Genomic DNA, 3183 nt, shown 5'->3' on the forward strand with positions numbered 1-3183 from the left:
CTCCTCAGGGTCCATCAAATTGGCAAGCTTGTTTCCGCAATACGGGCAGAAATTCGCGTCCAGCGCGACCACGCGTCCGCATTCGCAGACCCGTTCATTCTTGAGCACCGCGATGCGGTTCCGTATCGCTTCGATTTGCTCCTGCAATCCATCGCAGGTTTGCGCGAGCTCGACCATCTCCTTTTCCGCAATCGTCATATCCTGCTGACGGTAGCCCTCATAGAATACTTTACCCATCTGCAGGTAATACGAGTTCTTCTGCTGTTCGATTTCGGAAATTTGGCTATTGAGCTTATTCACTTCGACCACGTGCTGCGCCTTTTCCGTTGCGCGGTTAGCTCCATCCTTGAGCTTCTGTAAAATCTTCATTTATGAATCCTCCTCTTTCTCATATCCCGATTCACCGGCGGTCGGCCGGCACATTGTCATATCTCTTCATCAAGGTTATAAACGATTTGTAGCCAGCCATAAACCGGCTGCCCCATGTTTCTTTGCAGTTCGCAGATTTGCTCATGTATCATGAAATGATCCTCATCGTCCAGTATACTGCCGTCATGGTGATTCTATCATACCAAATTCCTTGCCCCATGTGAAAAAGGAAGCCCCTTCCAACTTCGCTTCTGATTCATCCGGGCCCCGAACGTGTATATGATTAGAAAAATGCATAGTAAGGGGCGGCGGCCGGCTTAAACCCCGTGTCCTATTCCGAGCAGCCTTGCGCTGCCGAAGTCTGGAGGGATTTATCATGACAAACGATAAAAAGACGTATTATGTTTCAGTCAATCACAACCTGATCCAGGATGTACCGAACGATACGAACGAATATGTCGTATATATGGATGATGAAGAGGTCTCGAAGCTGAGAGGGCTGCTCCATGAGGTCAGCAGCAGCGACCGGTATGCATTTAAACGGACGTTCGTCCCATATAAATCGGCAGATCATGACGATGCCGCCGAGGAATACGATGAACGGACGATTAATCTTTATATCTTTCTCCACGAACATGGGGATGAACGCACCCGCAAAACCATCGAGGATATGAACATCATCGGCAAGCTGAACGATACCGGCTACGATGATCCCGGTTATGAAGACTCGCCGCTGAATAAGTAATCCGAATGCTTCAGTCCAAAAACAAAGGAATCCCGGAGCGAGCCGCTCCGGGATTCCTTTGTTTAACTAGAACATCGCCCGGCCTTGCGCAGGTCCTGTTCTACTTTATAGATTCGCAAGCCGCGGTACAAGGATAAAAAGTCCCGTTTATCCTACGACTATTAGCACAGCTTACAGTTTAATGTTCGCTTCGTCGAAATACTCCTCCAGCGTCAGGCCGCTGTCGGCGATATCCGGTGCCAAATCCTTTCCTACGTAACGGATATGCCAAGGCTCGTATACATAGCCGGTAATATCCTCTGCCCCTTCCGGATAACGAATGATAAAGCCGAATTCCGGCGCGCGGCTCGCCAGCCACTGTCCTTCCTCCGTATGGCCGAACGTTTCCTCCAGCGCATTGCCCGCGCTTGGGCTGGATACGTCGATGGTCAGGCCGGTTTGATGCTCGCTCGTACCCGGCACAGCGCTTACGCGGTTAGCCTCGGCTTCCCCCTTGGTACGAACATTGTTCTCATATATGGTTTTTTGACGGGCATAAGAACGGTATCCCGATACGGCCCGAAGCTCGATGCCGTCCGCTTTGGCCGCATCGAACAATTCCTCGAGCGCACCCGCCGCTTCTTGTCTCAGGTGCCGTTTCTCGTGCGGCTCGTCAAAAGAAAACGGAACGTCCGGCTCCACAAGATCACTCGGCTCATAGCCGTCCGGCAAGCTGCGCTGCTTGTTCACGACTACCGTCATGGCCTCCGCATTGGTCACGACCTGCTTGCCGCCGCTCTCCTGGATGGTGGCCTGGAGTGCATTCTCGCTGCGCTTTGCCATGACCGGATCCGCCGGCTGATTCTCAGCCCCCGTCTCCCCATTCTCCGATCCGCCTTCAGGAAGCGTGCTGCCTTCCTGACCCTCGGCCGGCGACTGCAATTCCTGCCCCTGTTCCTTGCCGGAGCCGGCATCGTCCGATTGGCATCCCGCCAGAATGGCTCCTGCTAACAGCAGGGATGACAGCATTACGCTTGTAAACCGGATTCCTCTTCCCGAAAATGCATTCATCTCTGCTACTTCCTTTCCCACAGTTTGTCCTGCCCCCATTGTACCTTATTCGGAATAAGCAGGACAAACGAGCCGCTGACGAATCATGACGGATTTACACCGTTTACGTCAGGTATTCGGCAGCTTGCCTCGATTTACGGCGCCGCTCTTATCGAATTCCATACCATTCTGCAATGGATGTCCAAGCTATGGCGAAGGCGGCTCCAAGCTGCGGCGCTTCTGGTCCGCTTGCTTGGCCGCCCCGCGAGCGATCAGGGCAAGCGCTTTGGACGCGCCGCGAACGCCCGGCAGCAAGCTTGTCCAGTCGCCGGCCGGGCCGAGCTGATCCGCCGGAGGCGGCGGCGACAGCTGCACCGCCAGTTCGCTAAGCTGCGGGCCTGGCCGGTGCAAGCGGCCCTCGGCCGCCGCTTCGGCCACCCATTCGCCCGGAGAAGGACCGGACGGTCCCTTCTCCTTCGCGCGGGCGGCCGACTCCGCGGCAGAGCCGCCTGCCGGCGGTGGGGCTGCTTTGGCCCAGGCGTCGAAGACGCCTGCCAGCAGCGCTTCCCGCGGCAGCCCCAGCAGCATCAGCTGCTGGAGCGGCTCTGCCGCTAGGCGCCGGGATGCGGCAGCCAGCAAGGCTGCGGCATGCGCGCAAGCCGCTCGGCCGCATGTGCAGCGCGCTTCGGCGGCAAGCTCTCCGCCCCGCAGGGGGGATGGCGCCAGTTCATCCAGCCAAGGGGCGCCCTGACCTGCAAGCAGGCGGTACAGCGCCTGCGGATCTTCCTCCAGATAAGCCAGTACCGCCTCGCGGGCGGCAGGATCCAGTTTCTCCACCTGAACGCTGACCTCATAAGTCTCCGGCGATTCGATGTCTCCATCCGCTATTCCCTTCAACCATCCCGGTTCGATCTCGAGTCTGAGCCCTTCGGCTAATCCCGCAGTTTCCATAGCCCGCACCTCCTTACATTCCATTCGCGTACCGGTACGCCTGGAAGGCATGATGCCATCCGCGGACCGGCATTTTCGGTTACATCCAA

The 3183-nt window shown here is 56.6% G+C and carries 3 protein-coding genes and 1 pseudogene; 1 reads left to right on the forward strand and 3 read right to left on the reverse strand.

All coding sequences use genetic code 11. The annotated features are described in order from the left end of the window. Positions 1 to 369 (reverse strand): annotated as a pseudogene (locus tag HMPREF9412_RS16780) (zinc ribbon domain-containing protein); the annotation flags it as partial. 376 nt (positions 370 to 745) lie between these two features. Between HMPREF9412_RS16780 and HMPREF9412_RS16785 the strand changes: the two are divergent. After that, a complete protein-coding gene (locus tag HMPREF9412_RS16785; RefSeq protein ID WP_009592836.1) occupies positions 746 to 1114 on the forward strand; it encodes a hypothetical protein in 369 nt (122 codons plus the stop codon). A 171-nt stretch (positions 1115 to 1285) separates the two neighbouring features. Here the strand turns inward: HMPREF9412_RS16785 and HMPREF9412_RS16790 are convergent, their stop codons facing one another. Beyond that, positions 1286 to 2164: a M15 family metallopeptidase gene (locus HMPREF9412_RS16790; RefSeq protein WP_036672540.1), complete on the reverse strand. Its 879-nt coding sequence runs from the start codon at positions 2162 to 2164 to the stop codon at positions 1286 to 1288. Positions 2165 to 2350: 186 nt separating this feature from the next. After that, positions 2351 to 3145, reverse strand: a complete 795-nt coding sequence (locus tag HMPREF9412_RS16795; protein WP_254664065.1) for a hypothetical protein — start codon at positions 3143 to 3145, stop codon at positions 2351 to 2353. Between the last annotated feature and the right edge of the window lie 38 nt (positions 3146 to 3183).

Source organism: Paenibacillus sp. HGF5 (genome assembly GCF_000204455.1).
GTDB lineage: Bacteria > Bacillota > Bacilli > Paenibacillales > Paenibacillaceae > Paenibacillus_AQ > Paenibacillus_AQ lautus_A.

Coding starts and splice junctions, on each gene's coding strand:
- HMPREF9412_RS16785 (WP_009592836.1), top strand. CDS start 746: ATGACAAACGATAAAAAGACGTATTATGTTTCAGTCAATCACAACCTG.
- HMPREF9412_RS16790 (WP_036672540.1), bottom strand. CDS start 2,164: ATGAATGCATTTTCGGGAAGAGGAATCCGGTTTACAAGCGTAATGCTG.
- HMPREF9412_RS16795 (WP_254664065.1), bottom strand. CDS start 3,145: ATGCCTTCCAGGCGTACCGGTACGCGAATGGAATGTAAGGAGGTGCGG.